Raw genomic sequence first — 26,585 nt, 5'->3', positions numbered from 1 at the left:
ACGCGACGCGGCGATGGAGGCCGAGGGTCCGGCAGGACATGCTGGCGAGGTCAGGGCTACGCGAGGGCCTGGACCCCGCGCGGCCCGATCACTTCAGGGGAACGCTGTTCGGACGGAGTCTGCGTTTCTGGGCCGCGATCCGGAAGGGAGCGTTGGGCGCGCCGTAGCCGCGGTAGCCGCCACGGCGCTCTACGATCTCGAAGAAAGCCCCGCCGACGAAATCCGCCGAGTAGAGCTGCAGGAAAGCGCCCTCCGCATCCTCCTCATAGAGGATGTTGTACCGCTCGAAATCGGCGAGCACATCCTTTGGCAGATCGAACCGCGCGGCGAGGTCGGCGTAGTAGTTCTGCGTGATCGGAAGCGTCTCGAACCCGCGCTCGAAGAGTGCGGCGGCGGTCGCGAGCATGTCGTCGGTCCGGAAGGCGATATGCTGAAGCGGGGCGCCGAAGTTCTCCGACAGGATCCGCCCGGCGAGGGTGCGGTGACTGTCGGCCCCGTTGAGCGTGATCCGCAGCCCGCCCTCGGGCGACGAGATCGCCTGGCTCTTGACCAGCCCGTTGGGATCCACCACGTCGATCACGGGCGTTTTTTCGGTGTCGAGGATCGACGTGTAGAAGAGCGTCCAGTTCAGCATGTCGGCGTAGGACATGGTCTGCGCGATATGGTCGATGCCGATGATCCCGACACCGGCGTCCCGGTTTTCCACCAGATCGAATTCGGCCTCCCAGACCCCCGCGGTCCCGGCGTCAAGGAAATGCAGGATGCTGCCGGCCAACCCGCGGACGGCGGGAATGTCGATCTCGCCCGGGCCGGTCCCTTGCGAGAAGGGTTCGGCCCCAAGGGCCGCCGCGCGGGCCAGGGCATCCTCGGCCGAGGCGACTTCGAGCCCGATATCGCAGACCGTGCTGCCCCGCGCATTCCAGGCACTGGCCGCATAGCCAGTGGTTTCCCGGTTCAGCACGACGCGCGCGCCCCCTTGTTGCCAGAGCGTCACGTCCTTGTTGCGATGGCGTCCCGCGAACTGAAAACCGCAGGCCGAGAGCGAGGCCTCGATCATCTTCGCCTCATCGCCGCGGGTCGCGAATTCCACGAAGCCCACGCCCGCGGCTGGCACGCGCGCGGGCATCGGGGGCATCTGGAAGGTCAGCTCCGGCTCTTGCCGCCGCACGTCGTCCATCAGCGTGAGGATCGAGCGGTGCCCGTCTTCGGCCAGCATGCGCGTGTTGCCGCCGCGGAACTGGTCGTTGAAGATCTCGAGGCTCAGCGGCCCGTCGTATCCGGTGGCCATGACCGCGCGCATGAAGCCCGTGCAGTCGAGGTCCCCCTCCCCCGGCATGTTCCTGAAATGTCGCGACCAGTAGAGCAGGTCCATCTCGATCTGCGGGGCGTCCGCAAGCTGGACGTAGAAGATCCGGTCCCCCGGGATCTGACGGATCGTGTCGGGGTCAATCTTGCGGGCGAGCGTATGGAAGCTGTCCAGGATCAGCCCGACTTGGTCGTGACCGGCGCGGCGCACGATTTCCCAGGCGTCCCGGTGGTCGTTGACATGACGCCCCCACGCCAGCGCCTCGTAGCCGATCCGGATCCCGCGCTTCGCCGCGCGTTCCCCCAGTTCCGCCAGATCGTCGGCGGCGCGATCGATGCCGCCCAGCGCCTCCGGGTGGCAGGACGAACAGATCAGGACCAGGTCCGCCCCGAGGTCCTGCATCAGGTCGAACTTGTGCTCGGCCCGGTCGAAGGCCTTTCTGCGCAAGGCGCCGGGCAGGCCCTCGAAATCGCGGAACGGTTGGAACAGATCGATCGACAGGCCGTGGTCCCGCACCATCTCGCCGACCTCGCGCGGGGGGCCGTCGTGGGCGATGAAATCCTGCTCGAAGATCTCGATCCCGTCGAACCCGGCCGCGGCGATCGCTTCCAGCTTCTCGACGAGGGTCCCGGAGATCGAGACGGTCGCAATGGACGTTTTCATCGGGTGATCCTTCGTGTCTGAAATGCCGTGTCAGCTTGTGCTGTAGATGGGCCTCAACTGCCCGCCGTCGCCCCGCCCGGACGGGTCATACTCTAGCGCGCGTTCACCGGGTAAAGCTTTCGAACGTGGTCGTCATTTCGGCCACGTCCGGAACCTGCCCGGTGAAAAGCTCGAAGGCGCGCACGGCTTGATAGATCGCCATGCCCGCCCCGGACAGGGTCTGGCAGCCGCGGTCCCGCGCCGCCTTCAGCAAGGCGGTCTCCAACGGGAAGTAGACGATGTCGGCGACCCAGTGGCGGGTCTGCAAAAGGTCCGGGTCGATCGCCGTGCCGGGCAGCTTGGCCATTCCCATCGGGGTCGCGTTGACGATGCCGTCCGCTGCGCCCGCGGCACCGCCCAGGTCGTCGACCGCCGAGGCGGCACAGCCCGGCGACGCCGCTTCAACCTCGCGGGCCAGGCGGGCCGCGCCGTCGCGATCCAGATCGTGGATCATCAGCCTCTCGACACCGGCCCCGGCCAGCGCATGGGCCACGGCCCCGCCGGCCCCGCCCGCCCCGAGAAGCAGGACGGACCGCAGGTCGACTTCCCGAAGACCGGTCTGCAGGCCTTTCGCGAAACCCCAGTAATCCGTGTTGTGCCCGAAGCGCTTGCCGTCGCGGAACACGACCGTGTTGACCGCACCTACCCGCCGGGCGGCATCGGACAACCCGTCCAGGGATCCGATGACCTCGCGCTTGTAAGGATAGGTGATGTTGAGCCCGGCGTAGCCCTCCGCCTCGGCCTGGCGGAGCAGATCCGCCACCGGGGGGTTCGGCGGGGACATCTCGTCGGTGTCGAGAAGATCGTAGGTCAGATCAATGCCCAGCGCCGCCGCCGCGGCCCGGTGCATTCCCGGGGTACGGGACAACTGGATCCCCTGCCCGATCAGCCCGACGCGGACATGCGGTCGCGCATCGCCCGTGGCTGGGTTGTCGTTCTTCGACACTTGCGTGTTCATCTCCCGTCCGCCTCGCCATCCGTCCCGGTCCGCAGATAAATTGTCCGATCTGGTACATTACTGTCAACCAGACTTAACTGGATCGTACATTTTGGGCGTGTTACCTCTCATGCTCAGGAACATGCGATAGGCTTGGCTGTGGCGAAGGACGCGAAACCGAAGAGCGGGTGGAAGCAGGATCCCGCGGCCGTCCGCGCCGACATCCTGCGCATCGCGACCGAGATGTTTGCGCGAACCGGTCTCTCCGGCACGCGGATCGACGAGATCGCGGCCCGGACGAAGACGTCGAAGCGGATGATCTACTACTACTTCGGCGATAAGACCGGGCTTTATGCCCAGGCGCTCGAAGCTGCCTACGCGAAGGTGCGCGAGGGCGAGCGTCAACTCGAACTGGAAGGCCTGGCCCCGGACGAGGCGCTGGCGCGGCTGGTCGGTTTCACCTTCGACCACCATCGCCGCAACGCGGATTTCATCCGGCTGGTGATGATCGAGAACGTCCACAACGCCGCCTACGTCAGGAATTCCAGCGTCATCAAATCCCTGAACGAAGAGGCGATCGCGCGGCTGAGGGCCCTGATCGCCCGGGGGGAGGCGGACGGTCTCTTTCGCAAGGGCCTCGACCCGGTCGCCCTGCACTGGAAAATCAGTGCCTTTTCCGTCTTCAACGTCTCGAACCAGCCGACATTCTCGTCGCTATACGGAGACGATATCTTCTCGGAGTCCGGTCAATCGGACCTGCGCGAAAGCGTCGTCGCCATGATCTTGCGCTACGTGGAGCGGTCCTGAAGCTGAATGCCTGCGCCTGCGTCCGCAGCGCCCGCAGCGTCCGCAACGATCGCGGCAGGTCCGCCACGGATCGAAGGCCCGGATAACGCCCCCAGGATATACGCGGGTTTGCGGTTGTGGCGGACCTCTTGCAGGTTTATTCCCGACTAAAATACTATCATATTTCTTGGGGGATCGGGGTCCAGATCCGACGTCCTGTCGGTTCCGCAGCACAAGTTCCCGAAGGAACGTGCAGGTCGACGCCTTATCCGGGGACAAAGCGGTTCATGCTTCGACAATTCTACGCCTACTACCGACCCTGGACCGGCCTGTTCTGGCTGGATTTCGGATGCGCCGTCCTGTCGGGGCTGCTGGAGTTGGCGTTCCCGATCGCCATCAAGGGCTTCATCGACGTCCTGCTTCCCCGGGGCGATTTGTGGCTCACGGTCATCGTCTCTATCGCGTTGCTGGCGGTCTATCTGCTGAACACCGGACTCATGGCGGTGGTGATCTACTGGGGCCACAAGCTTGGCATCAACATCGAGACGGAGATGCGCCGTCGCGCGTTCGAGCATCTGCAAAAGCTGTCCTTCTCCTACTTCGACACCGTGCGGACGGGCAAGCTGGTGGCACGCGTGACCCGCGACCTCGAGGAGATCGGCGAAGTGGCACATCACGGGCCGGAGGATCTCTTCATCGCCGTCATGACCTTCGTCGGGGCCTTTTTGGTGATGCTGACCATCAACGTCGATCTTGCGCTGATCACGGCGGCCATCGTCCCGGCGAGCGTCGCCATCGTGACCGTCTTCGGCGGCCGGATGACACGCGCCTGGCAATCGATCTACGCGCGCGTGGCCGATTTCAACGTCCGCCTGGAAGAGAACGTAGGTGGCATGCGGGTGGTGCAGGCCTTTGCCAACGAAGAGCACGAGAAATCCCTATTCGCCCGCGACAATGCCCGCTACCGGGACACCAAGTTGCTGGCCTACCGCACGATGGCCGCCTCTTCCTCGCTCAACTACATGGGGATGCGGCTGATCCAGATCGTCATCATGATCGCCGGCGCGGTCTTCGTGCTGCGTGGCAACTTGACCACCGGCAGCTTCGTGGCCTTCCTTTTGCTGGTGAACGTCTTCTTCCGCCCGATCGACAAGATCGCCGCCGTGATCGAGCTCTACCCCCGCGGCATCGCCGGGTTTCGCCGCTACCAGGAGCTCCTGGCGACGGCCCCGGATATCGCCGATGCCCCCGACGCCCGGCCCGCGCCCGATCTGAAAGGCACCGTCGCCTTCGAGGACGTGGCCTTTTCCTATGCGCCCGACCGGGCCGTTCTGCGCGATATCGCGATCACCGTGGCGCCGGGCGAAACGGTGGCCTTCGTCGGCCCGTCCGGCGCGGGCAAGACCTCGCTGCTCGCGCTCGTGCCCCGATTCTACGACCCGCAGGCCGGGCGCATCCTGATCGACGGTATCGATATCCGCGGCATGACGTTGCAAAGCCTGCGCCGCCAGGTCGGTATCGTCAGCCAGGACGTGTTCCTCTTCGGCGGCACCCTGCGCGAGAACATCGCCTACGGACGCCTCGATGCGACGGAAGCCGAGATCATCGAGGCCGCGTCCCGCGCCCAGCTCGATTCCATGATCGCGGCCTTGCCCGAGGGGCTGGATACCATCGTCGGCGAACGGGGCGTCACCCTGTCGGGCGGGCAGAAACAGCGCGTCGCGATTGCCCGCGCCTTTCTCAAGAACCCGCCGATCCTGATCCTGGATGAAGCTACCTCCGCACTCGACACCGAAACCGAGCGCCAGATCCAGGCGGCGCTGGAGGCCCTGTCGGTCGGACGCACGACGCTCGTGATCGCGCACCGGTTGGGCACGATCCGCAACGCCGATCGGATCGTCGTGATCGTCGATGGCCGGATCATCGAAACGGGCCACCATGACGATCTGCTGCGGGCCGAAGGCTATTACGCCCGGCTCGCCGCCGCGTGACGCCGCGATGAAGATCCCCCTGCCCCGGACGCATTGCCCATGACCTCCCACGATCGCCAACCGTTCGCGCCACAGACACACCGCAGCGAAACCCGCCACGAAGGGCCGGTGCCGCAGGACCTGCTCGACCGGCTCCATGCGCAAATCGTCGAGTATGGCCTTCCCGCCACGATCCTGCCCGGCAGCCTCGACCTCCACCGTGGGGAGGCCACGGCGACGATCCGGGCGACCCAGGACACCCTTGCGGTGAAGATCGGCGCGCCCACCGACGCGACCCTGTACCAGATGCGCGAGAGCGTGATCTTCCTGCTCGACCAGGTCGCCCCCAGGATCGGCGCGACCCTCCGCTGGTCCGGATCGGGCCCCGCGCGGACAAGGCCGCCCAACTTTCAGTTGGCCTCGGCTCTGGGGACGGAACGGGTCGGGGCGAATTTCCTGCGGGTGCACATGGCCTGCGAGAATGTCGCGGCACTTTGCGTGGGCGGGATGCACTTCTCGCTGCTTTTGCCACCGACCGGGATGGCCCCCGTCTGGCCGATCCTCGACGACCGGATGCGCACGGTCTGGCCGACCGGGGCGCAGGCGTTGCACCGGGCCGCCTATACCTTCGTGTCGCTCGACCCCGACCGGGGCCGGTTCAGCTTCGACATCTACCTCCACGACGGCGGGCAAACGACTGCCTGGGCCCAGCGCCTTGTCGGGCAGGAGGTCGTGGGCATCATGGGGCCTGGCAGCGGTGATTTTCCGGTGACGGAGGATCTGTTGATCGCCGGCGATGAAACCGCCCTGCCCGCGATCCGCCGCATCCTTGAAGAGGCTCCTGCGGGCCTGCGCGGGCGCGCGGCCATCGAGATCGGCGATCCCGCCGACATCGTCCCGATACGGGCGCCGGCGGGCATGACCCTCGACTGGATCGTACGCGGCGGCGAACGGGATCTGTCGCACTGGCTTGCGCAGGTCGACCGCCTGTCCCGCGAGACCTTCGTCTGGATCGCGGCCGAACAGGCGACGATCCGCAAGGTCAAGCCGCACCTCAAGGCCCTGGGGGTCACCCGCGCGCACAGGTACATCTGCCATTACTGGACACGGTGACGGACCGGATCAGTGGCTTACGCGCATCGGCAAGGTGCAACCGTGCGACCCGCGATTACTATGAAGCGATGCCGCCATGGGCCGAGGAGTCTTGCATTTGGTGCGGCATCGCGTCCGGGACCGGCATGTCGGGGCGCTTTCGCTGCAGCGAAATGGCCGGTGTCAGGACACCTCCCACCTCGCGGCCGTCTTTTCAGCATCTCCCGGGGCGTGGCCGGAGACATGCAGATGTCCCTGCGCCAGCGCGATGATCGCACCCGCTCGGAAAATGGGCCCACCCGCGCCCTTGCGGGACGGGTGGGCCGGATCTCACCAGCTCTTGCGCAGCGTCACGGCGACGTCGCGGGCGGGGTTGTAGTAGTTCGCCGTGCCGGAGCCGACCACGTGCTGCTCGTCGAAGAGGTTGCTGACGTTCACCCCGACTTCCGTCGTCTCGTCGATCGCGTAGGCGTAGGCGGCGTCGACCAGCAAGGTGGGCTCGGAGGTGTCCCCGTTGGGCAGGCCGTAGAAGTAATCGCCGATGTAACGGCCCCCGATCCCGAAGGTCTGCGCGCCAAAGGTCTCGGTCGCGGGCAGGTCGTAGTTCACCCAGAGCGATGCGGTGTGCTTGGGCACATTGGCGAAGGCCTGCCCCGCGACGTCGACGCCAAGGACGATCGCGCGCTCGAATTCGGCATCGATGTAGGAATAGCCGCCCAGGACGCTGAGGTTGTTGTCGAGCTCCGCCTTGCCCTCGATCTCGAACCCGCGGGCGCGGGCCTTGCCGATCAGCTGCTGCTCGATGGAGCCATCGGCCTGCACGACCGCCACGGCGATGTCGTTCTTCTCCAGATCGAAGATCGCGGCCGAGACGAGCGCGTTGGTCCCGACCGGCTGGTATTTCACGCCGACTTCGTATTGTTCGCCGCGCTCGGGTTCGACACCGATCTGCGGCGTCGCGACGGATTCGACGTAAGAGGCATAGACCGACACCGCGTCGGTGACCTTGTAGGTCAGTGCACCGCGGTAGGAGGTCTCGGCGAAATCGTCGCTGGTTTCCACGCCTGCCGATTCGCTGGTCAGGTCGAGCCAGTCGCGCCGGACGCCGGCGGTGACGATGTAGCGGTCGTTGAACGACAGGTTCTGCTGCGCGAACAGGGATTGCGTCCGGTAGTCCTCCTGCGAGGCGGCATAGGGCGTCAATCCGACCGGGGCGCCCGTGTAGACGGGGTTCGCCACGTCGATCGCCGGTGCCCCGGTGTAGAAGGATTCGCTTTCGCTTTGCGCGTCACGGTACTCGATCCCGGCAAGCGTGCTGCTGTCGAAGGCGCCAAGCTGCGCGTCGTATTGCAGCATGACGTTTCCGATCAGCTCTTCCGCGGAACTGTCGCTGCCGAAAAAGGCCCGATCGAAGACCGTGCCGGTGTCCGCACCCGTGTCGACGATATAGGCGTAACCGAAGTCATCGGTCAGGTCGCTGTAGCGCAGGTTGAAGCGCAGGTTCAGACCGTTCGCGAACTCGTGCCGGAAGAAGGCGGAAATCGTCGACCGGTCGACGTCGTGATCGTTGTAATCGAATTCGCCGAAGAACGCTTCCCGGTCGTAGGTCCCCTCCATCGGGTAGCCGCCGCTGTTGGGCGTGTCGTCGCGGTTCAGGTGATCGACGACGACCGTAAGCTCGGTGAAATCCGTAGGCTGCCAGGTCACACCCCCCATGAAGAGCGCGTTGTCGTCGCGCGAGCTGGCATAGTCCCGATCGCTGTCCTGCACCTTGGCCGTCAGACGGTAGGCCAGCCGTCCGGCCTCTCCGAAGGTGTCGCCCAGATCGACCCCCAGTTCGAGATGGTCCTGCGACCCCAGGGTCGCATAGGCCTCTCCGAACCGCTCGAACCGCGGCGTCTTGGTCACGAAGTTGATCGAGCCGCCCGGATCCGAAACGCCGAACAGGGTCGAGTTCGCCCCGCGGATCGCCTCGACACGCTCGTACGCGAAAGGCTCCTCGCGGACGCCACGCATCGAGCCGAGCGTCATCCCGTCGCGGTAGCTGGTCGCCTGGAACCCACGCACGAGGACGTAGTCGTTGCGATCGTCCTAGCCATAGAAATCGGTGTGGATGCCGGGGGTGTACTGCAGGACGCTTTCCACCGTGTCGGCGTTGCGGTCCTCGATCTCCTTGGCCGTGACCGCCGAAACGGAGGCCGGCGTGTCGAGGATGCTGGTCGCGACCTTGCCGCCGACCCAAAGCTCCTGCGCCACGACCGTTTCCGCATCCTGGAAGACCGCACCGCCGCCCGAGAGGATGATCGGCGACAGCCGGTAGGGCGTCTCTGCGTCCTGCGCGAAGGCGATGGCGATGGCGATGGCGATGGCGATGGCGATGGCGATGGCGATGGCGATGGCGATGGCGATGGCGGGCAGGATCGTCAGGGCGGTGCACCCTAGCAAGGCCTTGACGGCAAAAGGTTCATTGCCGATGCGCGGGTGGCGGTCGATCACGGTCGTTCGAGTATTTTGCAAAATTAGTAAGGATTAAAAAGTCTTTTAGTCGGGATTACCTTCAGCGCAAGTGGCAAACCGATCTTGATACCGCAGGTTGCATCCGGCCTCTGGCAGCAGTGCCACGGCTGACCTGCGCCCGCTCGAATCGATACGCCCCCCGTCCGATCGCGAAGCTGCCAGCAGACGCAAAGGAACCAGCTCGTCCGGCAATGCCGGAAGGATCACCGGACCGCGGCGCGCCGGGCTGGCTTCCCCGGGATCCAAAGACACTAAGGTCCCGGTTCAAGGAAACGAAGAACGGTCTTGGAGCCACCCTTCGCGCTGCTTGCTCTTGATGCGCGGCCTATATTCACTGTCTCGCAAGCGAGGATCGCGGGACGGTCGATAAGGCCGGTGTCGAACCGATCGGCCGGTCCTCAGGCCGGGACGGCGCGCACGACGTGACTGCACACCTTCCCCCCATCCTTCAGGGCGCCGCCGACGAAGAAGATCAGCGTCGTTCGCCGCCCTCGCGCAGCCAGAGAAACCCGTAAGGTCCGATCCGAACGGGCTCTCCCGGTTGAACGGCTCCCTCGGTCGCGGCATCGGACAGCAGCGGCATGAGAGTGGCTTCGGCGTCTATATCCACCTCGCCCCCCTTCCCGCTGAGGTCGTGGATCGTGAAGACCACGTTGTCCCGCCACGCGTAGCGCAGCACGAGAATTCCATCAGGCGAATCGGGGAGCGTCACATCTCCCCAGCCGATTTCCGGGCAGGACCGGCGCACCCGGATCATCTCCTGCACCTGGCGCAACAAGGATCCTTGCGTCGCACGCTGTGAGGCCACGTTCGTCTCGTGGTAGCCAAGCGGTCCGTCGGTCACCACCGGATGCACCAGGTCGGCCGCTGCATCACTGAAGCCCGCATTCGCAGCGTCGGCCCATTGCATGGGGGTGCGCACCGGATTGCGTTCGCCGAGATCGAGCCGTTCGCCCATGCCGATCTCGTCGCCGTACCACATGACCGGCGTACCGGGTAATGCGAACAGAAGGCTCTGCGCCAAGGCGATCCGCGCCGCGTCGCCGCCAAGCATGGGTGCCAGGCGCCGACGCACGCCGCGATCGTAAATCCGCATGGACTCTTCGGGGGCGAGGGCCTCGAAACACTCCTCGCGCTCCCCATCGCTCAACTTGTCGAGGCTGAGTTCGTCATGATTGCGCAGGAACGTGGCGAACTGCGCCTGCACCGGCATCGGGTCCGGCCGGGAGCGCAACGCCTCGCGGATGGGCTCCGCGGACCCGCGCACGAAACCCAGCCACATCCGTTGATTGAGGGGAAAGTCGAAGACGAGATGCATGCGCTCGTCCGATCCGAAAGATCGGCCGCCGAAGTAGTCCGGCAAGACCTCCCGCGTGACGTTCGCTTCCGCCAGCATGACCGCGCCCGCCCGCCGCCACGACAGAAAGTCCCGCATCTCCGATAGCAGCAGCAACGGATCCCGATCCGGTTCGTCCTTCAAACCCTTGTACTCGATCAGGAACGGCACCGCATCGATCCTGAACCCCTCGACCCCCAGTTCGAGCCAGAAGCCCATGATGCGAAGGATCTCTTCGCGGACGTCCGGGTTTGCGATATTCAGGTCCGCCTGATGCGCGTAGAACCGATGCATGTACCAGGCCTCGGCGGCCTCGTCGTAGGTCCAGACCGCTTCCTGGACGCCGGGAAAGATGATGCCTTCGGTGATGTCGTCGGGCTTCTCTTCGGACCAGACGTACCAATCGCGGTAACGACTGTTCTTCGATGTCCGTGCGTCCTGAAACCACGGGTGATCGATGGATGTGTGGTTGCACACCAGATCGACCATCACCTTCATGCCCCGTTCATGGGCCGCGCGCGTGAATTCCACGAAATCGCCCAGGCTTCCCAGCCGCGGGTCCACCCCGTAGAAATTCGTGATGTCATAGCCGTTGTCGCGATTCGGCGTCGGATAGAACGGGTTGAGCCAGATACATGTCACACCCAATGTCTCGAGGTGATCCAAACGATCCGTCAGGCCCGGGAAATCGCCGACGCCGTCGCCGTTGCGGTCCATGAACGTCTCGACATCGAGACAATAGACGACCGCATTCTTGAACCACAGATCCAGCATGTCGCGCTCCAATTCCCGCCTGGCGTGAGCGAGATTTTACGCCACATCCGCCAGATGCAATAGCCCTGCAGAACAATTAGACACGTCCAAGCATTGCGGGTCAAACGACGGGGAAGACAAGCGACCGGCAAGGTGCGCGCAGAGTCGAGCGTCATTGCGGGATGGAGCAGATGTTCCGCAGCTCTCAAGAACCGCAAGACGCGCCCCGACACGTCGCGACGCCTGCCCGACAAACTCTTTTCAAGCAATTGCACAGGCTGGGACCATGCGTTTCCGTCTCTGACGGAGACCAAAGCCCAGGCAGTCTACGGGGCTGACGAATTCAGACTTCGGAAGGTGGGGTAATGGCGGACTGGGGATCAGCCATTTGCCAGTCGCAGATAATCTCGATACATCGCAACAGACGGGAAAGCGTGTTTATTTCCATAACGTTATGCGGATTCCTTATTGCAGCCCGTTGCATGCCGCTGCTATCAGTTGCTCAATCAATGGTGGGATGGATGGTGGGATGGCGCGGCGCGCGAAAGAGCTAGGTGCCCTTCAGGTGAAGAGGATCACGACGGCGGGCATGCACGCGGTCGGAGGTGTGGACGGCCTCTACCTGAACGTCACACCATCCGGCACGAAGTCTTGGATATTGCGGCTCACGGTTGCCGGCAAGCGTCACGAACTTGGGCTTGGGCCCTATCCCGAGGTTTCGCTCGCCGATGCTCGAGACGAAGGTGTGCGCCTCCGGCAGCAGGTTCGCGCAGGCGAGAACCCGGTCAACGACCGTGCGGCAGCGCGTGCCGCCGCTCGCATCGCAGTTCCCGCGGTGATGACGTTCAGCGACGCGTTCGCAAGATACATGTCATCCATGCGGGATAAGGAGTTCAACAACGCGAAACATGCAGCGCAGTGGCGCTCCACTCTCGAAACCTATGCCTTTCCGATCATAGGATCGATGCCGGTGGGCCAGGTGGACCGCACACATGTTCTTCAGATCCTTGAGCCTATCTGGTCCACGAAGACCGTGACCGCGAAGCGTCTTCGTGGCCGGATCGAAAATGTCCTCGCTTGGGCGACGGTCGCAGGTCACCGCGAAGGCGATAATCCGGCCGCCTGGAAGGGCAACCTTCAGCAACTCCTTCCCGCGCCCTCCAAGATCGCGAAGACGACGCATCATGGCGCTCTGGCTCTCGATGATGCTCCGAAGTGGTATTCGTCGCTCCTCAAGCGCGGAGGCGTGGCGCCTCTCGCCCTGCAGTTCCTTGCCTTGACCGCCGCCAGGTCGGGTGAGATCCGAGGAGCGCTGTGGCGGGAGATCGACCTGGCAGCCGGGGTCTGGACCATTCCGGCCGACCGCATGAAGATGGATCGCGAGCACCGCGTTGCCCTCAGCCCAGCGGCCTTGGCGCTACTCGTCGAGTTACCGCGTCAGCTGGGAACCGACCTCGTATTCCCGGGTAAGTCCGGTAAGCAGATGTCGGACATGACACTCTCCGCCGTCATGAAGCGGATGCAGAAGACCGAGGAGGAAGCTGGCCGCAGGGGCTGGCTCGACCCAAAGTCGGAGAGGCCGGCGGTGCCTCACGGCCTCCGGTCCACGTTCCGCGACTGGGTGGCCGAGCGGACCGGCTATCCAGCGGACATGGCAGAGATCGCCCTCGCTCACCGTGTCGGATCGTCGGTCGAGCAGGCTTACAGGCGTGGCGACATGCTCGAGAAGCGGAGGGAGATGATGCAGGCGTGGGGAGATTTTCTACTCAAAGATGTTCGTCGGTAGTCTACATTTCTAGGTTTTGCAGAATCAAAGCAGCATTATCCGACTAGAAAGAATGCGACAAAAATCATATTCAAAGAACTCTATCACGCAATCAACACGCGCTCGTCGAGCTGGGAAGCGATTGATGCTCGCTTAACTCATACTATTATAGGACAACTGTTGCGTGCTTCGTGATGATGTCCTGCACCTCGCTTGGCTTAAATGCGACATCCCATGTCCATCGCCCAAAGCCGCCTGCAACATTAATGGCTTGCACCCACTCATTAAGCGCGTCCCGCTTGGCCTTGTTTTGGGGGCTGTCGGTTCCTTTGATTTCGAGGGCGAGGATTTTAGCGTCGTCGAGACGCACTATGAAATCCGGAACATAGCGCCGTCGGGACCCCGCCCACATGTAGTAGACCTGGAAACCTAGATGATCATTTTTGGCATAAGAAATAACTTCGTGACGCTTCTCGAAAACGTTGGCTGCGTGGCCCTCCCAAGCGGAGTCCCCGACCAGATGGCTGATCTGCGACTTGCTAGTCGGGAAGCACGGCTTGGTTGTATACCAAGTGCGCATCAACTCAGTTGAACCGATTGGATCTTCCTCGTCAAATACTGGGGTCAGTCGATCTGTATTCTGCTCCGTTAAATTGATGAGAATATGTTGGACAACGAGATCGATGTTTAGCGCAATCAAGATCCGCCTTCGAAGCGGATCGGAGTGAAACAGCGACGGGATCTCGAGACGGTCCGAGTTGAGAAACGCCTCGACAATCCGCACAAGTTGCGCCGCGAGATACTCATGGGTGCCGGTGAATCCATGGCTTAGTTCTGCAAACGCTTTTCGCGCCGCTTGGAAAGTGAGTCGCTGTAGTCGGAAGCCATCGGATAGCTTCTCGAGATTGATCGCGGTGACCTTGCCCATGTCCGTCGCGCCGCCGAGTGCCGGGGCGAGTTCGGCGCTAATCGGTGTGCTGGCGGGATCGAGCACGAGCGGCTGGACCTTGCTCCAGTCGATGGCGAGCTCCCGTTTGACGATCGTCTCTACACGTAGCACATTCGGCCAGCGAAGCTCCAGATGCGCGCGGTCGGGCACTACTTCGATCTGCGTGGTGGGCTTCGGAGGTGGCGGCGCCTCACCGCCTTCGCCGGTCTCCGATATAGAGAGCGGCACGCCGAAGACGTTGACGTATTCTGGCAGGAACAGGCCGTTCTCGTCAGTGTCGTAGGACACCCGACGTAGTCCGCGTCCGACGACCTGTTCGCAGAGCAACTGGGACGTGAAAGCCCGGAGCCCCATGATGTGCGTCACATTCTTGGCGTCCCATCCCTCCGACAGCATCGCGACCGATATGACGTTCTGAAGGTCCTGGCCGGCTGCTCCACTTTTTCCGACGTTGTCAACGATCTCGCGCAGCAGTTCCTCCTTCTTCAAGGCAAGGAACCGCTGGCGCCGGGTTTCGGGAAGGTCTGCCGCCTCGATGATGTCCTTCAAGCGCGCCTCGTAGTCCTTGTCGGATGAGGCGGTCTCGCCGATCTCTGCCTTCTCGAGCACTTTTGAGTCGACGCGAAGCGTCCGTTCTGGCGCGTGCAACTCGGGCCAGTGTGCATCGCCCTTGTTGAAATAATTCTCGATGCGGGCCGCGGTCTCCGTGCGGTTGCAGACGGTGAGCATGACCGGAGGAGAATAATGCCCGGCTTCTCGCCACTGCCGACGCGTTTCTCGCCAGTCCGCGCCGAGCAGCGTGTAGGCGTCCTGCACCAGTTTCGGCAGCGCCTCATGCGGCTCGGCCTTTGCCCGGTTCAGGTCCTCGGAGACGGATGGGTCGCGGTAGATGTGGTAAAGCTTCGAGCGCAGCGTCTTTGCGTCCGGAACAGCGTCGTCGCGCACGACGACCCGGGGCGTCTTCACGAGCCCGGCCTCGATCGCGTCGTTCAAACCGAAATCCGAGATGATCCAGTCGAATAGCGCCGCGTCGGTGCTCCTCTTTCCGGTCGGCGCGAACGGCGTGGCCGACAGATCGAAGCAGCGCTGTATGCGCCGAGTCTTGTGGATGCGGTCCAGACCCTCGATCCACCGCGTGGCTTCGTCCAGGTCGATGCCTTGTTCCGCGGCCTCCTTCTTGCTGATCTTCACTTCGGGCGGCTTGCGGTAGGCGTGGTGCGCCTCGTCGTTGATGACAATGATGTCCTTGTGCGCTGCCAGCTTGCCCAGCACGCGCCGCGTGAAGGCCTCGTCGGACTCGCGCCCCTTCTTCACCACCGAGCGGTCCGCTTCCTTCAGCGGCATCAGCGTGTGCCAGTTCTCGATCAGCACCTCGGCCTGGTTCAGCTTCTGGCGCAGGGCCTCGGACGGGCACAGGTTGAACTCGTCGTAGTAGCTTCCCTCGCTGGGAAGAAGCACCTGCAGCCGTTCCTTCACGGTCAGGCCGGGCGCCACGATGAACACGGCGCGGCTGAAGTCCTTGTTCCGCTTTGGATAGGTCAGCGCGTTCAGAACCTGCCAAGTGATGATCATCGCCATCACCGTGGTCTTGCCCGCGCCCGTGGCCATCTTGTTGCACAGCCGCTCCCACGTCCCGCCGTCGCCTGGGATCGCGATGCCCTGCTTGTAGGCCTCGGCGCCCTCGACCCACCAGATCAGCGTCTCGATGGCCTCGAGCTGGCAGAAATAGAACGGATACTGGCGCACATCGCGGTCATGCCAGTGCTCCAGCAGCTTGCGGGTGACGATGGTGACGCCGGGCCAGCCATCCGCACGCCACTGATCCACGCGCGCCCGGATCGTGTTCACCAGGTCCAGAACCTCGGTGCGCTTGGTGTTATTCCGCGCGTCGAAAACCTCGTAGCTCGCCGGCCGCCGTTCGGGCTTGATCTCCAGCTTGCCGCCCTTGGCCTCGATCCAATGCTGTGCGGGGCACTCGAATGGCGTGTTAATGATGAGAGACATGCCCTATCCCTCTAGCGGCATGATCTTGAGCGACTCGATCCCGCGGTCGTCCACGATCTTGACTGCGATCCGCCGGTTCTCCCCCGTCTCGAACGGAAGTGAGACGGTGCCATGGAACTGTTCCAGCAAGTCCTCATCGAGCTCTGCGCGCACGGTCTTTTTCAGGCGGTTCCAGCCTCCCTTCGCATCCGCCATCGGGAAGAACACCTGGTGCGGCATCAGCGAGCGGTTGTCGTAGTCCACGTCCAGCGACCACATCGCGATCTGCGTCTTGCCGCCGGAGACGAGGTCGCCCGCCTTGGGGTCGAAATAGTCGAAGCCGTTGACCTCGACCTCCCACATCCCGTCCTCGCGCTTGCGCAGCTCCACGTCCGGCTGGCCCATCAGCCAGAAGGACTGGTTCGAGGCGCGCTTCTTCTTCAGATCCTCGGTCAAGAGGTCGGTGTTCATTTGCGCCTTCAAGAGCGTCACGCCGGGCCAGTTCACCTCGTCGATGTCCTTCGCGGCCTCCGGGTCGAAGGTGAAGGCGCAAAACAGGATGAATTTCGGCGATGGGCGCAGGGTCTCGGCTTCGGTCAGCGCCAGTTCCACCTGACGCTGCTCCAGCGCCGCGTGCTCGGGGCCGAAGCTGACGACGACGCGTTCGCCCGTCTCGGCCAGCGACCCGCTAGCATGGATGTATTTGAGTCCCGGCAACGTCTCGAACTCTGCGAAGCGGAGCATGGCGCCGCCCTTGCCGCGCACGCCGGTCTTGAGCAGTTCGTCGCGCCAAAGCGCCTGACGGGACGTCTCGCCGGAGCGAGCGACGGTCTCGTCGGCTTCCTGCGGCGGCATGCTCTCGTCCAGCGACAGGACGGTCGGCGCGGGCACCGCCTCGACCGAGAAGGGCCCGCAGATGCGCAGCTTGATTTTGTCGATGCGCGGCTTGTCGTAGAGCGTTTCCTGCTCGGCATGGTCGGCGATGGACTGATCCATGCGGCGCTGCATCGCCTGGCGGGCGGCGTGAAAGGCGTCGAACGCGGCGCGGGCGGCCTCGGGCCAATCGTCGGGCCAGTCGAAGGGCACCTCCCATTCGTGCAGGCTGTCGCCCTTGGCGAAATCCACCGGCTTGCCCTTGCGCACGCCCTGCGCGGGCTTGAGCGGCTTCGGCCGGCTCGCAGCCAGCGCGGCATTGAGGCCCTCCAGCGCCGCCGTGATCTTCGGGTGGTCCTCGTCGTGGATCGTGTCGATGTCTGGGTTGTTGGCGATGCTCTTCAGCGTGATGTGCGGCACCGTCTCGTAGTCGAAGCCGCCGCCCAGCCCCTCATGCGGATAGCGGAGCGCGTAGTAGTCGAAGCTGGCGGTCATCAGCCGCTGCTTGGCCAGCGTGATCGCTACGCGGGAGGTGTCGCACGTGATCCAGCGCCGTCCCCATTTCTCGGCGACGAAAGCGGTGGTGCCGCCCCCACAGGTAGGATCGAGCACCAGATCACCTGGGTCGGTAGTCATGAGCATGCATCGTTCGATTACACTTGTGCTCGTTTCAACCACGTAACCCTTATCAGAGGCACCTTGGGTCGTCGTCCATACGTTCGCATACTCCTGAACTGGAAAATCCGAAAATTCAAAGCGATAGGATGGCATGGTCTTGCCGTGCAAAATCTTTCGCGCCTTGATCGCACGTGCCATCCCGCTTGGATTCGTCTTCCAACTCTTGCCGGACTTTGGACTGTAGATCTTGCCATCCATTTCAAAATCAAAGACGCATGACTCCGTCAGTCCGGAGGAGACCAAGTCAGTTGCTCGGAATACGGACGAGCCTTCGGGGAGTGCCTCAGGATCATTTTCAAAATCCTTGAAAGGAACTTCCTCAAGTGTTGGGAGGCGCACCTTGTTGAACTGAGTGCCTTCACCGGATTTCCGCACTTGGTAGAGCTTGCGAAACTTGATGGCGTCCTTGTCTCTCGCGAACCAGACGATGTAGTCGTAGATGGATGCCAGATATTTGGTGCCGAGCGGGATTTTCGTCCTGTAGGCAATTATATTCATGAAGTTCTCTGCGCCAAAAACTTCATCCATCAACGCGCGAACGGAATGAAGGTTCTCGTCTGAAATCTGAACGAAAACAGAACCTGACGCGTGCAGTAACTCCCTCGACAATAGCAATCGGTCACGCAAATACGTGAGGTAAGAATGTGAGCCAAGTTCCCAAGTATCCCGGAACGCACGAATCATTTCGGGTTCAGCCGTTAGATCTTCCTCTTTGTCGATGGTCTGGTTTGGCTTCTTGTTCGTGAAGGGCTGGAAGTTCGAGCCGTATTTGATGCCATAGGGCGGGTCAATGTAGATCATCTGGACCTTGCCGCCCATGCTCTCCTTGGTCAGGAGCGAGTTCATCACCAGCAGGCTGTCCCCCGCCACCAGCCGGTTCGACCAGCCCTTTTCGTGGTGGTAGAAATCCAGCGCCTGGCGCAGCGGCAGGTTCTCGAACGGCGCCGCGAAAAGGTCCGGCTGCTGCCATTGCGTAGCGGAGTCCTTGCCCTTTAGCCGCTTGGTCGCGTTGGCAAGGATCGTCGCCGGGTCCACTCGTTCGTGGACATGCAGCGAGACGGTATCAATCTCGACGCTCGTCCGCTCCGCCTTGCCCGTCCAGTTGAGATAGGGCGCCTGCAGCCGCTTCAGCTCCTGCAGCGCGTCCTTCATTTGCTCGGGATCGCCGCTGGCCAACGCATTGTCGATGAGCCGTTCGATCCCAACTCGCGCAGAGTCGAAGTTCAGCACAGGGTCGAGATGCGGATCGTGGGCCCAGGTCTTTTTCTCGCCATCGGGATCGGTGCCGGCATGGACCATGCCCACCTCCGGGTTGTTCACCCGCGTCTCTTGATGTCGGTAGCTCAGCACCTGCGCAGGGCCATTCGGCTTGCGCGTAGCTTTTTTGCCGGTAGAGACGGCACGCTGCCGCGGCGCCGGCTCGCTCGTCGGCTGCAACTCGAACTCGTCGTCGTCGACATTGTCATCCGCGGTGTCTACGCCGACGCTCACATCTTCGTTGTCATCGACCACCCGCATGATCGATCCGCCCCTTCCACGGCCACGGATAAGAAGCCCTTCATCTACCAGCGCGTCGCGCGCGGCCGTGTAGTCCTCGTCGGTCAGGCTCGGCACCTGCTCGCGCAGTAGCGCCATCATCGCGCCGTTCCCCAACGAGGAGCCGTCATCGGGGATTAATGAGAGGATAAGGTCGTTCAGACTGTGAGACATATGAAAAGGCTGCTTGCGGGAAAGGTGTCGTCTGGGAACGCTACCGCTTGTATCTGCACATTGCACGCCCAATAGCCCGCTCCGTCATCAAGCGGGACTGCCAATGAGGCGTCTAGCTTGTCGTCAACAGCAGACATGATCACCAATATGCCTACCGTGAGGCAATGGTCCATTACTCATTCACATAGGCACATTTGTCCGCCCGGTCTTGCCGGCACCCCGAGGCATCCCTATCAGCAAGCGCTTGTTTCCTAGGACATCGCCTGCACGACGAGCCATTCCTCCTCGCTGGACCCATCATCGCCCCGTGACAGACGCAGAACGACCGACTGCCACGAGGCGCGCATGACGGGAGCGATGTCAGTCAACCCTGCGCCGGAACAGCTGCTGCAGCTCCTGCGCTTGCTCGAGCGTCATCCACGGTAGGTGACCACCGACGATCGACCGCATCGTTTCCATCCACTGCCATTCCTGCTCCGAAAGCGGCGTCCTGTTCGGCAGGACGAACCCGTGATCGCGTTCCGTCATTTGGAGAAGATCGCGCGCAGACCGGTGCGGGACCGGCTCGTCAAGTTGGGGTCGGTGTTTTTCGACGCGTCCCGGATCTCATCGAGCCATTTCACCTCGTTGGCGGTCACGATGGTCCCGAAGATCTCGGCGATGGTAGTCCGTTCAGTCTCGTAGCCCTGCTGCTGGACCGCGAGGAGGAACAGGCGGCGCGGGTCGCACTCGAGAGCGTCAGCCAGAGTCAGAACCCGGTCGAGCGGGAGTTTCGTGGCGCCGGATTTCAGCATTGAAATCACGTTCGGGTTCACGAACCCCGCTTCGCGCGCGATGTCGATCTGGCTTTTAGGTTTGAGCTGCAAAACACGCGTGGCGATGAAGGTCGCGAGTTCCGTGTCGGCGTAGGGTCGTTTCATTTTTGCTTTCCTTGAGAGCACGCAGCGACTTGCTGCACGTTCTTTATAGCGAGACGCTCGTTGGGTCTTCGCGGCTCCCGAGAGAAAGAAGTCGCGGTCGATGACATACCGCCGGCATACGTCGGACATCATTCGACCGGACCGCTGCGTGCGTCCACATTTTGGTGACTTTCACGATAGCTCTTAATGCGAGCTATTCGGCTTGAGCCAACTTAGATCGTCACGAAGTGCGTGTCTTCATCGGCAATTTTCGGTCCGCTGAAGTCCGCCTCGTCGGGTATGCGCCCAAAGGCAATCTTGGCCCCGAGGTAGCCGCCTGGCATGTCCGCCTGCGGCCCCATCGTTAGGGCTTGCGGTCCCAGCCGGGCGCGGACACCGTCCATCAGGTCGCTCACGCGTTCCCATTTCTCTCTGTCTGTCTTTCGTGCGATTCCTCCTGGGATCTGCGCTGCGGTGTCAAAGAGATCCGTCATTATGTCCGCGCTGCTGATCAGGCCGTGGATCATGACGCTGACCGATCTCGGCCGGAACGAGAGAGTCCGCTTCGCTTCCGCCAGACCGTCGCCGAGGGCGGTCAGGAAAGTATGGTCGTCGCGGGCCGGCAGGAACGCGCCTTCCCAGTTCCAGCGCAGATTTTCCGACCTTGTCTCCGAAGCGACCCGCGATCCGCCGCCCCGTAATCCAAGCGTCATCTTCGTGGCCCGCACCTCGGCGCGTCGGACCCGGCGACCGGCGCTCTGCGTCAGAAGTCTTGCGCAAATCGCGATCTTGTCGTGCGTCCGCCAGTCCCTGGGCAGCATGCGGCTGTGACCAAACATGCTCTTCTTTGTGACCGGGCGCTCGGTGTGGAAGCCGTGCACGCCGTTCCAGAACCGCTCTCCTTCGACGCTGCCCCAGATCGCCCGCGCCTGTTTCGGCGCCAGCGCCCAGAGGCTCGCGAAATCCTTCACTCCAGCCGCTTCAAGGCGCGCGCGCATCCCTGTCGAAACCCCTGGCAGATCGTTCAGATCGATGCCCGCCAGCGCCTGCGGCAGGTGATCGGCTTCGATCAGTTGAAACCCGTCGGGCTTATGTTGCTCTGCCGCGATCTTGGCTAGCAGCTCGGTCGGCGCCATGCCGATCGAACAAGTCAGCACATCGCTGAACGTCGAGGCCAGCGCCGCCTTCAGCCACTTGGCGAGCCGCTCTCCTTGCTCCGCTTCAGAGGGGAGGAGGTGACAGACCACCTCGTCGATCGACCGGACTTGCGCGACAGGCAGGACAGTCTCGATGACCTCGAGGATACGCTTGTGCAGCCGCACGTAAACGTCGTGACGTGCCACGACAAAGACCATCTCTGGGGTGATCTCGCGCGCCTTCGCGATGGTCATCCCCGACTTCACTCCGCGCGCTTTCGCCTCGCGGCTGACGGCGATGCACCCCGTATGCAGCGAATCCAGCGGGACCACGCCGACGGGCTGGCCGCGTAGGTCCGGATTGAAGTGCTGCTCGGCGGAAGCAAAGAAGCTGTCGAAGTCGAGGTAGAGGCGCTCGACGCCGCGCGCCTGTCCGCGGGAATGATACATCTGGACGATCTCCGTCAACTGTAAGCCTCTCGTTCCTCGTTCGCTTGACAGCTTGGCTGCCCGTGGCAGATACAGGGGAACAATACAGGAACATAACCGGAGTCGCGGATGCCCGTCCATCCCATTGAAGCCCCCGTCCTGACGGAGGGACAGATCATCCCATTGCCGCTTGTCCGCGCCAGTGCGGGCTTTCCGTCGCCTGCCGGTGATGATCTTGAGGACGAAATCGACCCGATTGCCTGGGTCGTCCGCCATCCGGCCTCGACCTTCTGGTGGCGCGTGGAGGGAGACTGCCTCTGGGATGTTGGCATTCGCGACGGTGACATCATCGCGGTCGATCGCGCGGGCAAGCGGCGGCTAGGCCGGGCCGTGCTGGCGGTCGTCGACGGAGCTGTGACGGCGAAGATTCTGCGCAAGCGCGACGGACGATACTTCCTGGCGCCGGCCAACAGCCGTGAGGACTTTCCTGAAATAGAACTTACGGAGGACAGCGAGATCTGGGGGGTCATCGCGGGCGTCGTGCGTCGGTATGACCTCGGGTGACGCGGCCCATCGCAATCAGCGACAGCGCGAACTTCTACGTCAGCGCCGAGCGGATCTTCGCCCCGACACTCCGGGGCGTGCCGGTCATCGTGCTGTCGAACAACGATGGCTGCGCCATCGCGCGGAGCGATGAGGCCAAGGCGCTCGGCATCAAAATGGGAGAGCCGCTGCACCTAATCCGCGACAAGGTCGAGGCGCACGGTATCCACGTCTTCTCGTCGAATTACGCACTCTATGGCGACATCAGCCGCAGGGTGGTGGAGGTATACGAGGACTTCTCGCCTTCGGTCGAGATCTACTCGATCGACGAGTGCTTTTTGGACTTCGGAGGTCTCCGTGACCGGGAAGCGCATGCGCGGGCGCTGCGCAAAGAGGTGCTCCGCCGGATCGGCGTTCCGGTCCGAGTTGGCATTGCCCCCACGAAGACACTGGCCAAATGCGCTAACGAGATCGCGAAGAAGAACCCGATCTTCGCCGGCGTGCTCGATATGATGGACATCAGGATCTCTGATTGGCTGTTGCCGCTCGTCCCGGTGGCCGACATCTGGGGTGTCGGTCGAAAGACCGAAGCCAAGCTGACGGCCATTGGCATCACTACGGCGGCAGACCTGCGCGACATGCCGCTGCGGCAGGCCCGCGCTATCGGCACCGTCGTGCTGGAGCGCATCGTCCTCGAGCTTCAGGGCGAACCCTGTATCGCCTTTGAGGAGGTCGAACCTCAGCGCAAGGGCATGGCGGTGACCCGGTCGGCCGGCACGCCGATGGCGGACTTCGACACGCTCTTTCAGGCGGTCACCGCTCACGCGACCCGGGCGGCGGAGAAGTTGCGGCAACACGGGCTCGTCGCCGGAACTATTACAGTCTTCTTCCATACGAACCGGCACCGTCCCGATCGGCCACAATACGCAGGCTCACGGTCGACGCGTCTGGCTCCAATGAGCTCGGACACCATCGATCTGGTGGCGGCCGCCAAGCGTTGTGCGAAGGCGGCCTGGCCGAAGTTCGGCGCCTCGAGCTATGGCTTCACAAAAGCCGGAGTTCTGCTTGATGACCTGCTGCCCTATGAGGCTCGACCTCTGACACTCTTCGACACGTTAGAGCGTCCCACGGCGCTGATGGCCGCCCTCGACGAGGTCAACACGCGCTTCGGCAAGAATACTATTGTGCTTGTCAGCGAGGGCATTCGGCGACCGTGGCAGCTTCGAGCCGACCACCGCAGCCCACGATACACGACGAGGCTAAGCGATCTGCCGGTGGTGAGGTAGAACGGCGAGAGAATGAGCGGGCGTATCAAACGGGGCGACAAGGGCGGGGAGCGGACTTTCGCTGCGGACGCGAGAATTTATGGGGCAAACGGCGAAGCGAACTTTGCGTATGATTTATCAACATCACAGCGCTGAGGTCGGAAATGGGGATCAAGTATTCAAAAACGGCTTCGTCTGCGTCTGATCACAGCTGACGATCCAGCCGACAAACTCTGGTCCAAACGCCTTATGGAGCTTTTTAGGCCCTTATGGCAAGCCGCCTCCGAGTCTTGACTGCGACAGCTGTCAAAGTGAGTTTGAAGGCGGCAACCTCTCGATATCTTAAATCAGGCTGCCTATATGTAGTGCATATGAAAAGAAGAATGGATATATTTTGACTGATCGATTTAGGATTTGGTTGGTTTCCCAGTCTTGGTTCTGGAGTGCGAGGTCAAGAGTTTGGAGGGTAAAGTTCTTCTTCGAACGTGGTGCGTATAAGCGTAGCGTTTCGGTTTCACAAGCTGGCACGAATGCCAGGATCTTAGGCACCCTGACATCAATCGGATTGAAAAGTTTGGTTTGGGTTGTGATGGCGCTGACAGCCTCAATTGTTGTCGAGGGAACAATTAGGCGTAACACAACTTGGCTTCAGCCGCTCGGCGCAGATGACAACGAGTTCATTATTGATCAGCTTCGGATGTACGCGCAGCTCCTCACGGCAATCTTTTCTATCTATTTTGCCACGATAGGCATCATCTTGAGTGCCGGTTACACGCGGCTTCGGCGCGACATAATCCAACTGTTAACGAGTGAGCAGGTGGGAAGTGTCTACTCTCGCGTCTTAGTTTTAGCTGCTGCTTTTTGTTTGACGGCGACTTCTCTCCCTATGTTTGGTTCTCAACCTGGCTTGTTGAACTACAACCTCGGTACGTTATTGACACTTGCTAGCTCTTTAGCGCTATTCCCGTTGGGGCAAAGACTGTTTAACTTCTTTGATCTTAATCAGTTGGCTAGGAGCGAGATCCTACCCAGAATTGTACGGCACATTGAAGGTGCGGCCAATCCGAAAAATTCGATTTCTCTCGCAAACCACCATTCGAAAGCAGCGCGCCAGTCGCTCGAACAACTCGCGTACATTGACGAAAGACTTAAGTCTGAAACAGAGAAGCTAGGCGATACACTGCCTGCACTGAGTGATGACTATTCGGCGCTGATGCTACACTACCTCAGTCAGAAGCATAAGATCGATCATGAAAGCTATTGGTTTCCACGCAAACGACAACATAGGCAGTGGTTCTTTGCTGGAGACAGCGCGACCTCGATGGCTCTGCAAACAAGTAGCCAGTTGATGGTCGAAGAGAAAGCGGATCTGCAATGGTTCGAAAGCGAGATCGTTGAGAGATTGACGGGACACATCGAGCTCGCATTGGCACGTAAAGACTTTGAACTAGCTCTGAAGCTCATTAATCGCTTTTCAGCCCGGGTTTCGGCGTATGCCGAGCAATTTCAGTTCGATATTGGCATGCAAGAACTGAAGAAAATCAAAGATATCATTGAAAATTCCTTTGCTTCAACAGACGCTGCGGGCAACAGCGAGCTGACATTGATAGCGATTGCAGATACCTGGGCGGCGCTCGGCAGCAATCTTTGTCTTGAAACACTTCGGCGCATGATGACCTTCGAAAAGGAGCTAAAGGAATTTTTCGATGCCGACATATGGACGGATGAGTCGCTTCGGAGCTTGCCCGCGTTCCTGCAAGTAGAATTGGCTTTCATAGTTGAACGCATCGACTTCGAGAAACAGATTGAAGGCCATCGCTTGTCCAAGCCAAAGTACGTCCAGCAGTTGGCAGTCCAAAAGCTGTTGCAGCAGTACGCGAAAATAGTGCCAGAGATATGTAGCTTCCATGCCGAACTGGTGCCCAGTTTTGTCAAGTCCTTTACTAGAATGAGAATGCCGGAGGCCGCAACACAAGTCGTGCTTGCAAGCTTACATAGCCATTGGAAGCTGCCACGCTGGTTCGAAGAGTTGACCCAACTTTTCGAAAGATACGGCGCTTACGTTCATTATTCCGAGACACAGTACGCTTTGCCCCAAATCGACACCCAGAGTTTGGCAGAACGTTTGTCAAATACGCGCGACGTAAGTGTTGCGTTGCTGGCAAGTCCAGACATGATTGGACACATCTTTGAACACGAGCATAGCGACGACTTCCCTGACCATTTCGGGCAAATATATTTTGAACTTGCTGAAGCATGCATCCAAGCCCTCCAGCAAAATGACGAAGATAAGTTCGGCAAAGTATTTCCGATGTTTTTCGCGTTGGCGTTGCTAGCATCGGATACGAAATTTGCAGATTCGACGCTTGACGTAAACGACGAGTTTCGCTTGCATCTTATTTCGACAGTGATCAACGACTTTGCTTCAGTCTTGGGGTTCGCCATCCTCTACGGAGAGTACTTTGGCAACGCAAAGTTGTCGATGGCCGCTCTGGCCAAGTTCTCGTCATGGATTGAGAAAGCTACCGACCAGAAGCAGTACCTCAAGAGGATGTTACTTCTCTCGAACCCTCACAGTTTCAGCATGGGCGCATCTCCGAGGGGCTTGATCCGAATTAATTGGAAGATGGCGTTCGAACAGCGAGCGCGAAGCGACGGCTATGGCGATCAAATGAGTTACCGAAGAGGCAACCAGCATGAGAGTAAGGTAGTAGATGAGTTTCTGCGATCACACGCGGAGGCATCTCATTTGTTCTTTGCACTACACGTTTTACCGCTTGTTGAACCAACGGATTTCGATGTGGATCGTCAGATAACTAGCTTCGCAAAAGACTTGTCTGAGGACGATGTGGGGAGGGCGGAATGAGAGTAAGGTGGGCGGCAAAGCCAGCACTTCGTCATCAGTCACATGGAGAAGAAACTGGTTTTTTGGACAGGCTGTTGATTAAGTCTCAGA

17 protein-coding genes are annotated in these 26,585 nt (G+C 61.5%); 7 read left to right on the top strand and 10 right to left on the bottom strand.

All coding sequences use genetic code 11. The annotated features are described in order from the left end of the window. Positions 1–88: 88 nt before the first annotated feature. Positions 89–1,969: a bifunctional sugar phosphate isomerase/epimerase/4-hydroxyphenylpyruvate dioxygenase family protein gene (locus EU805_RS03485; protein ID WP_129762538.1), complete on the bottom strand. Its 1,881-nt coding sequence runs from the start codon at positions 1,967–1,969 to the stop codon at positions 89–91. A 103-nt stretch (positions 1,970–2,072) separates the two neighbouring features. Then, a complete protein-coding gene (locus tag EU805_RS03480) occupies positions 2,073–2,966 on the bottom strand; it encodes a shikimate dehydrogenase (RefSeq protein ID WP_129762537.1) in 894 nt (297 codons plus the stop codon). Positions 2,967–3,104: 138 nt separating this feature from the next. On the opposite strand from EU805_RS03480, the gene EU805_RS03475 reads away from it, so the two are divergent. From EU805_RS03475 to EU805_RS03465, 3 genes are all read left to right on the top strand, one after another. After that, entirely contained in the window at positions 3,105–3,752 is a 648-nt protein-coding gene (locus EU805_RS03475; RefSeq protein WP_129762536.1) for a TetR/AcrR family transcriptional regulator, read from the top strand. A gap of 266 nt (positions 3,753–4,018) precedes the next feature. After that, positions 4,019–5,722, top strand: a complete 1,704-nt coding sequence (locus EU805_RS03470) for an ABC transporter ATP-binding protein (protein WP_129762535.1) — start codon at positions 4,019–4,021, stop codon at positions 5,720–5,722. 39 nt (positions 5,723–5,761) lie between these two features. Then, positions 5,762–6,814 carry a siderophore-interacting protein gene (locus EU805_RS03465; protein WP_129762534.1) on the top strand — a complete coding sequence of 351 codons (1,053 nt, stop codon included), beginning with the start codon at positions 5,762–5,764 and terminating at the stop codon, positions 6,812–6,814. Positions 6,815–7,123: 309 nt separating this feature from the next. On the opposite strand, the gene EU805_RS03460 is transcribed toward EU805_RS03465, so the two are convergent. The 3 genes from EU805_RS03460 to EU805_RS03455 all read right to left on the bottom strand — a co-directional run bounded on the left by EU805_RS03460 (position 7,124) and on the right by EU805_RS03455 (position 11,420). After that, a complete protein-coding gene (locus EU805_RS03460) occupies positions 7,124–8,860 on the bottom strand; it encodes a TonB-dependent siderophore receptor (RefSeq protein WP_370318156.1) in 1,737 nt (578 codons plus the stop codon). Between the two features lie 24 nt (positions 8,861–8,884). Continuing rightward, on the bottom strand, positions 8,885–9,289 hold the full coding sequence (locus EU805_RS17915; RefSeq protein WP_370318155.1) for a TonB-dependent receptor plug domain-containing protein: 405 nt from the start codon (positions 9,287–9,289) through the stop codon (positions 8,885–8,887). Positions 9,290–9,782: 493 nt separating this feature from the next. Then, positions 9,783–11,420 carry an alpha-amylase family protein gene (locus EU805_RS03455; protein WP_129762533.1) on the bottom strand — a complete coding sequence of 546 codons (1,638 nt, stop codon included), beginning with the start codon at positions 11,418–11,420 and terminating at the stop codon, positions 9,783–9,785. Positions 11,421–11,928: 508 nt separating this feature from the next. Between EU805_RS03455 and EU805_RS03450 the strand changes: the two genes are divergently transcribed. Then, positions 11,929–13,185 (top strand): site-specific integrase, encoded by a 1,257-nt coding sequence (locus tag EU805_RS03450; RefSeq protein ID WP_129762532.1) that lies wholly within the window; start codon positions 11,929–11,931, stop codon positions 13,183–13,185. A gap of 145 nt (positions 13,186–13,330) precedes the next feature. Here EU805_RS03450 and EU805_RS03445 read toward each other — a convergent pair whose 3' ends face one another. The 5 genes from EU805_RS03445 to EU805_RS03430 all read right to left on the bottom strand — a co-directional run bounded on the left by EU805_RS03445 (position 13,331) and on the right by EU805_RS03430 (position 21,860). Further along, positions 13,331–16,117, bottom strand: a complete 2,787-nt coding sequence (locus tag EU805_RS03445; RefSeq protein ID WP_129762531.1) for a BPTD_3080 family restriction endonuclease — start codon at positions 16,115–16,117, stop codon at positions 13,331–13,333. Between the two features lie 3 nt (positions 16,118–16,120). Beyond that, a complete protein-coding gene (locus EU805_RS03440; protein WP_242494038.1) occupies positions 16,121–19,285 on the bottom strand; it encodes a site-specific DNA-methyltransferase in 3,165 nt (1,054 codons plus the stop codon). Between the two features lie 432 nt (positions 19,286–19,717). Further along, entirely contained in the window at positions 19,718–19,885 is a 168-nt protein-coding gene (locus EU805_RS17360) for a hypothetical protein (protein ID WP_165351873.1), read from the bottom strand. Next, positions 19,882–20,277 (bottom strand): helix-turn-helix transcriptional regulator, encoded by a 396-nt coding sequence (locus tag EU805_RS03435; protein WP_129762529.1) that lies wholly within the window; start codon positions 20,275–20,277, stop codon positions 19,882–19,884. The genes EU805_RS17360 and EU805_RS03435 overlap by 4 nt, the downstream gene beginning before the upstream one ends. A gap of 212 nt (positions 20,278–20,489) precedes the next feature. Beyond that, the gene (locus EU805_RS03430; protein ID WP_242494037.1) at positions 20,490–21,860 is read right to left on the bottom strand and encodes a type VI secretion protein ImpB; all 1,371 of its coding nucleotides are present in this window, start codon (positions 21,858–21,860) and stop codon (positions 20,490–20,492) included. 90 nt (positions 21,861–21,950) lie between these two features. Here EU805_RS03430 and EU805_RS03425 point away from each other — a divergent pair, with 90 nt between their 5' ends. The 3 genes from EU805_RS03425 to EU805_RS03415 all read left to right on the top strand — a co-directional run bounded on the left by EU805_RS03425 (position 21,951) and on the right by EU805_RS03415 (position 26,495). Beyond that, a complete protein-coding gene (locus EU805_RS03425) occupies positions 21,951–22,385 on the top strand; it encodes a LexA family transcriptional regulator (RefSeq protein WP_129762528.1) in 435 nt (144 codons plus the stop codon). After that, positions 22,382–23,650 (top strand): Y-family DNA polymerase, encoded by a 1,269-nt coding sequence (locus tag EU805_RS03420; protein WP_129762527.1) that lies wholly within the window; start codon positions 22,382–22,384, stop codon positions 23,648–23,650. The genes EU805_RS03425 and EU805_RS03420 overlap by 4 nt, the downstream gene beginning before the upstream one ends. A 568-nt stretch (positions 23,651–24,218) precedes the next feature. Further along, positions 24,219–26,495: a hypothetical protein gene (locus tag EU805_RS03415; RefSeq protein WP_207208057.1), complete on the top strand. Its 2,277-nt coding sequence runs from the start codon at positions 24,219–24,221 to the stop codon at positions 26,493–26,495. Positions 26,496–26,585 lie beyond the last annotated feature (90 nt).

Origin of the sequence: Salipiger sp. IMCC34102 (assembly GCF_004145405.1) — a bacterium.
Taxonomy (GTDB): domain Bacteria; phylum Pseudomonadota; class Alphaproteobacteria; order Rhodobacterales; family Rhodobacteraceae; genus Loktanella.
The sequence above is the reverse complement of the archived record's forward strand: the minus strand, read 5'-3'. Positions and strand labels throughout refer to the sequence as shown.

Bases quoted from the DNA above. Each gene is read 5' to 3' on its own strand.
- EU805_RS03470 (WP_129762535.1), top strand. From the start codon at position 4,019: ATGCTTCGACAATTCTACGCCTACTACCGACCCTGGACCGGCCTGTTC.
- EU805_RS03415 (WP_207208057.1), top strand. From the start codon at position 24,219: ATGGCGCTGACAGCCTCAATTGTTGTCGAGGGAACAATTAGGCGTAAC.
- EU805_RS03485 (WP_129762538.1), bottom strand. From the start codon at position 1,969: ATGAAAACGTCCATTGCGACCGTCTCGATCTCCGGGACCCTCGTCGAG.
- EU805_RS03450 (WP_129762532.1), top strand. From the start codon at position 11,929: ATGGCGCGGCGCGCGAAAGAGCTAGGTGCCCTTCAGGTGAAGAGGATC.
- EU805_RS17360 (WP_165351873.1), bottom strand. From the start codon at position 19,885: ATGACGGAACGCGATCACGGGTTCGTCCTGCCGAACAGGACGCCGCTT.
- EU805_RS03465 (WP_129762534.1), top strand. From the start codon at position 5,762: ATGACCTCCCACGATCGCCAACCGTTCGCGCCACAGACACACCGCAGC.
- EU805_RS03480 (WP_129762537.1), bottom strand. From the start codon at position 2,966: ATGAACACGCAAGTGTCGAAGAACGACAACCCAGCCACGGGCGATGCG.
- EU805_RS03435 (WP_129762529.1), bottom strand. From the start codon at position 20,277: ATGAAACGACCCTACGCCGACACGGAACTCGCGACCTTCATCGCCACG.
- EU805_RS03445 (WP_129762531.1), bottom strand. From the start codon at position 16,117: ATGTCTCTCATCATTAACACGCCATTCGAGTGCCCCGCACAGCATTGG.
- EU805_RS03425 (WP_129762528.1), top strand. From the start codon at position 21,951: ATGCCCGTCCATCCCATTGAAGCCCCCGTCCTGACGGAGGGACAGATC.
- EU805_RS03440 (WP_242494038.1), bottom strand. From the start codon at position 19,285: ATGATGGCGCTACTGCGCGAGCAGGTGCCGAGCCTGACCGACGAGGAC.
- EU805_RS03455 (WP_129762533.1), bottom strand. From the start codon at position 11,420: ATGCTGGATCTGTGGTTCAAGAATGCGGTCGTCTATTGTCTCGATGTC.